The sequence below is a fragment of the Phenylobacterium sp. genome (genome assembly GCF_031412415.1).
Taxonomy (GTDB): Bacteria; Pseudomonadota; Alphaproteobacteria; order Caulobacterales; family Caulobacteraceae; genus Phenylobacterium.
The window spans coordinates 1-4,117 of record NZ_JANOCX010000048.1 but is presented as its reverse complement, the minus strand read 5'-3'; the positions used below and the strand labels follow the sequence as shown (position 1 = coordinate 4,117).

The 4,117-nt window shown below is 69.7% G+C and carries 3 protein-coding genes and 1 pseudogene; 2 read left to right on the top strand and 2 right to left on the bottom strand.

Features of this window, described 5'->3' with window-relative positions:
• Both RMO04_RS02255 and RMO04_RS02250 read left to right on the top strand, forming a co-directional pair.
• A partial coding sequence (locus tag RMO04_RS02255; RefSeq protein WP_309643170.1) for an EF-Tu/IF-2/RF-3 family GTPase occupies positions 1-1,167 on the top strand: 1,167 nt, incomplete at its 5' end.
• Positions 1,168-1,354: 187 nt separating this feature from the next.
• Positions 1,355-2,728, top strand: a complete 1,374-nt coding sequence (locus tag RMO04_RS02250) for a hypothetical protein (protein WP_309643169.1) — start codon at positions 1,355-1,357, stop codon at positions 2,726-2,728.
• Here RMO04_RS02250 and RMO04_RS02245 read toward each other — a convergent pair.
• Positions 2,725-3,819 (bottom strand): DUF2336 domain-containing protein, encoded by a 1,095-nt coding sequence (locus RMO04_RS02245; protein WP_309643168.1) that lies wholly within the window; start codon positions 3,817-3,819, stop codon positions 2,725-2,727. The genes RMO04_RS02250 and RMO04_RS02245 overlap by 4 nt on opposite strands.
• Before the next feature lie 14 nt (positions 3,820-3,833).
• Positions 3,834-4,117: pseudogene (locus RMO04_RS02240) on the bottom strand (hypothetical protein); the annotation flags it as partial.

The following is a 4,117-nucleotide window of genomic DNA, read 5'->3' as shown; positions in this document are numbered from 1 at the left end:
GAGGCCCAGGACCCCATCGAGCTGCTGGACGAGATCGCCTCGAAGCTCGCCCTCGACCCCGCGCCGCTCTACTGGCCGGCCGGTTCGGGCGGGCGGTTCAAGGGGATGCTGGACCTGCGCAACCAGCAGTTCCTGCCCTTCGCCAAGAAGACCGCCGACAACAAGGATGAGGGCCACCCCGCCGCCATCGGGTTCGCTGGCAATGCGGTGTCCAGCTATCTCGATCCCGAGGAGCGCGCCGAACTGGAAGAGACCGCCATGCTGGTGGGGGAGGCCTCGAAGCCCTTCGACCCGCAGGCTTTCCTTGAAGGCCACATGACGCCGGTGTTCTTCGGCTCGGCCCTGCGCCACTTTGGCATCGACCAGCTGCTAGAGGGCCTGGGCGCCTACGCCCCGCCGCCCAAGGCGGTCTCGGCGGTCAAGGCGTCGGAACCGACCCATGTGGTTCCGGGTGACCCGGAAGTCACCGGCTTCGTGTTCAAGGTGCAGGCGAACATGGACCCCAACCACCGCGACCGGATCGCCTTCCTGCGGCTGTGCTCGGGCCGGTTCCAGCGTGGCATGAAGCTCAAGGTGCAGAACACCGGCCGCCAGCTGTCGGTCAACGCCCCGATCATGTTCTTCGCCTCCGACCGCGAACTGGCCGAGGAGGCCTTCGCCGGAGACGTCATCGGCATCCCCAACCACGGCGTTCTGCGGGTGGGCGACAGCCTGTCGGAGACCGGGACCCTGCGGTTCGCCGGCCTGCCCAACTTCGCGCCGGAAATCCTTCAACGGGTGCGGGTCAAGGATCCGCTGAAGGCCAAGCATCTCACCAAGGCCTTGCAGGGCCTGGCCGAGGAGGGGGTGACCCAGCTCTTCAGGCCAAATATCGGCGCGGACTTCATCGTCGGCGCGGTGGGCCAGCTCCAGCTTGAGGTCATGGCCGACCGTCTCGCCAACGAGTACCAGCTCGAGGTCCTGTTCGAGCCCGCCCCCTACGCCGAAGCCCGCTGGATCGTGGGCGAAAAGGCCGAGGTGGAAGACTTCGCCGGCAAGCACAAGATGGCCATGGCGACCGACATCGACGGCCAGCCCGTGTTCCTCGCCAAGTCCTCCTGGGAAATCGGCTACGTCGCCGAACGCTTCCCCAAGGTCGCCTTCGAGCGCGCGCGGGAGCGGGCCTAGATCGGGCGCCCCGCAAGTTTTGGGCCAGATCTGGTTAACGCGACTACACAACAAATTTAGATTTCGTTAACCATATCAAGCACATTAACCTCTTGTTTACGAACTCGGCTCCGGCTTTGCTCCGTCAGGTCTGAACCCGCTGCAGGCGTCCCGTGTTGAGACGTCTCAGGGTTAGTGGAGCCTGGCCATGTTCGAGTTCGGTCGAGAGCTGAAGCGTCTGTTTGGCCAGGAGGGTCTTCGGTCTCCGCATGACGGTCTGACCGGCGGCGACTCCTCGTTGCTCGAACTCCTGGACCTCCGGCTGATCACCCATGAGGGCAAGGCCGCCGACATCGCCGCCGGCCGCGTCGGCGCCAAGGACAAGGCCCAGCGCCGCCTGGAAAGCGCCATCGTCTGGCGCGAGGTCGCCCGCCGCTCGGGCGACGCCGCGGCCCTGCGCAAGGCCGCCGCCACCGCCGAGGCCGCCGCGGACGCTTTCGGTCGCGACCGCCGCCCCGACGGCTGGGCCCGGGCCCGCTGCGAACAGGCCTTCTGCGCCATGCTGGGCGCCGAGCTGTTCGGCGACGAGGGCCTGAACGCCGCCGCCGACGTCGCCTTCCGCGAAGCCCGCGCCGCCGCGCGTGGCGGCCTCGCCCTGCCGCTGGCCGACATCGGCATCGCCGCCATCGAGGCGCGCGAACGCCTGGCCACGGGCGACGCCCAGGCCGCCCGCATCGCCGCCGCCCGTTTCACCGTCCCCATCGCGGGACTGGAGACCCTGACCCGCCGTTGCCGCGCCGCCCGCCTGCTGGCGGTGGAAGCGCGCCTGGTCCAGGCCGACATGCTGATGGGTTGGGGCGCGCGTCTGCGTGACGAGGACCTGCAGACCGCCGCCCGCGACATCGCCGCCAAGGCCGCCGATGGTCTCGATCCCGCCTATGAGCCTCTGAGCTGGGTCCGCGCCGCGGCCCTGCGCGGCCAGGCGCTGGCCCTGCTGGGTGAAATCACCGGGCAGGTCGAGACCCTGGCCGAGGCCGTGGGCGCCCTGGCCGACGTTCTCAACGAGCTTGCCCGCGACCATAGCCCGCTCGACTGGGCGCGCGTGCAGACCGCGCTCGCCCAGGGCCTGCAGGCGCTTGGCGAGGCCGGCGCCTCGGAGCGGGCCTACGAACAGGCCGTCACCTGCTACGACCGCGCCGCCCACGTGTTGAAGAAAGCGCCGGGCCTGTCGCTGCGCGCCTTCGGCGCCTCCAACCGCGCCTTGTGCCTGGCCCGTTCCGCTGAGCTGACTGGCGACCTGACGGTGCTGGACGCCGCGGAGGCCGCCTTCAAGATCGAGCTGAGCAACATCGCCGCCAAGCGCGACCCGGCGGCCTGGGCTCTGATCCAGGTCAACCTCGCTCGCATCTACGAAGCGCGCCTGGACATCACGGGCGTCGACCGTGGCGAGCGCGCCGCCGCCGCCGTGGCCCTCAACGGTGCGCTCGACGTGTTCGGCGAGATGGGCCTGCGCTCGCTCAGCATCGTCGCCGCCGACGGCCTGGCGCGTCTGGCCAGCGGACCCGCGAACGCGACGCGCTAGGCGGCGACGTCTCGGGTCTGGCGGCGTAGGCGCCAGAAGCGGATGGTCCGCTGGGCGGCTTCGCGGGGCAGGTTCTCGTAGAGCTCACCGTATTCGCGGGCCCGGCCCATGGCGTTGGAGTCGCGGTCGAGGATCAAGACGGCGAAGGTGAGGTACAGCGCGCGGTCGAAACCCGCCGCCTTGCAGACGATGGAGAGCGCGTCCAGCTCCCGGCGTTCCAAAATCCGTCGGGCGGTGTGGAAGTCGATCTCCGCCAGTTCCGACAGGGCGACCAGGAACTTGCTGGTCTCGCGCTGACGCAGGAAGCCGGCCAGCACCTGGGGCGTGATGCCGCCGCGCAGGCGTAGAATGCGGACCTGCTTCTCGGCTTCGGAATAGTCTTGCGGCAGAGCGCCGTCGCGCTCGGCCAACTGCTTGCGGCCGACGGCGAGCGCCGCATCCAGATCGGAGGGGTCGACCTCGGCGTTGCGCGCGAGGATCTCGCTGCGCAGCTTGGCCTCGACCACAAAGTACATCTCGTTCAGCAGGTCGACCGGCAGGCTCTTGCGCGTGACCACGGCGGCGTGGAGGGCCGGGTTCTCGACGGCGCGGTCGACGACGATCTCGTGGACCTGGCGCGACATCAGCGCGCCTTCGTTGGCCAGCAGCACGCCGACGGTTTCGTCGTCGCCGCGCTCGACGATGGCCTCCGATAGCGCCTCCGACACCAGCGGGCGCTGGGAGATGGCGCGCAGGTGATCTTGGCCGCGGGTGCGGGCGACGGACAGCAGGTCGTCTTCGCTAAGCGCGTTCGATCCCGCCAGGACCGGCCGCGCGACGTCGATGGAGGCGTCTCGGGCCAGGTCGCGGATCAGGCCCTGTGGCGCGACGTCGGCCTGCGACATCCGCTGAGCTAGCTCGACGCGCACAGCCTCTTCCATCTCGCCGGCAAGCTGGGTCATGACGTCGTCGAAGAGTTCCATTTCCGGACCGCCCTTCAGATCTTCGCTCGTGAAGAACAGGTCGGTCACCCCGCGCAGCAACTCGCGCCGCCGCTCGCTGGATGGCTCCTGGGCCATCTCGATCAGGTCGTGGAGTTTTGTGCGGGTCATGGGAACGGTCTTCTTCAGAAGGCGCCCGGACCTGTGTCCGGATCGTCGTCTTGAGGATTGGACGGGGCTTGAACGCCGCTGTCGGGCGGGCCGATCAGGACGTAGCGGTCGCCGCCGGGCTGTTGCGGGATCGAGTCCGGCTCCAGGCCGTAGCTGCGGTGGACCGAATAGAGGCGGGTCGCGCCGCCCGCGCCGCGCGGCGTGGAGGCGACGGGGGCGGCCGGCGGGCCGCCCAGCAGGGCGGGCGAGGCCGCGGCGAGCTGCATGCGCGGCGCCGGGGCGGCGGGAGTCTGTTCCC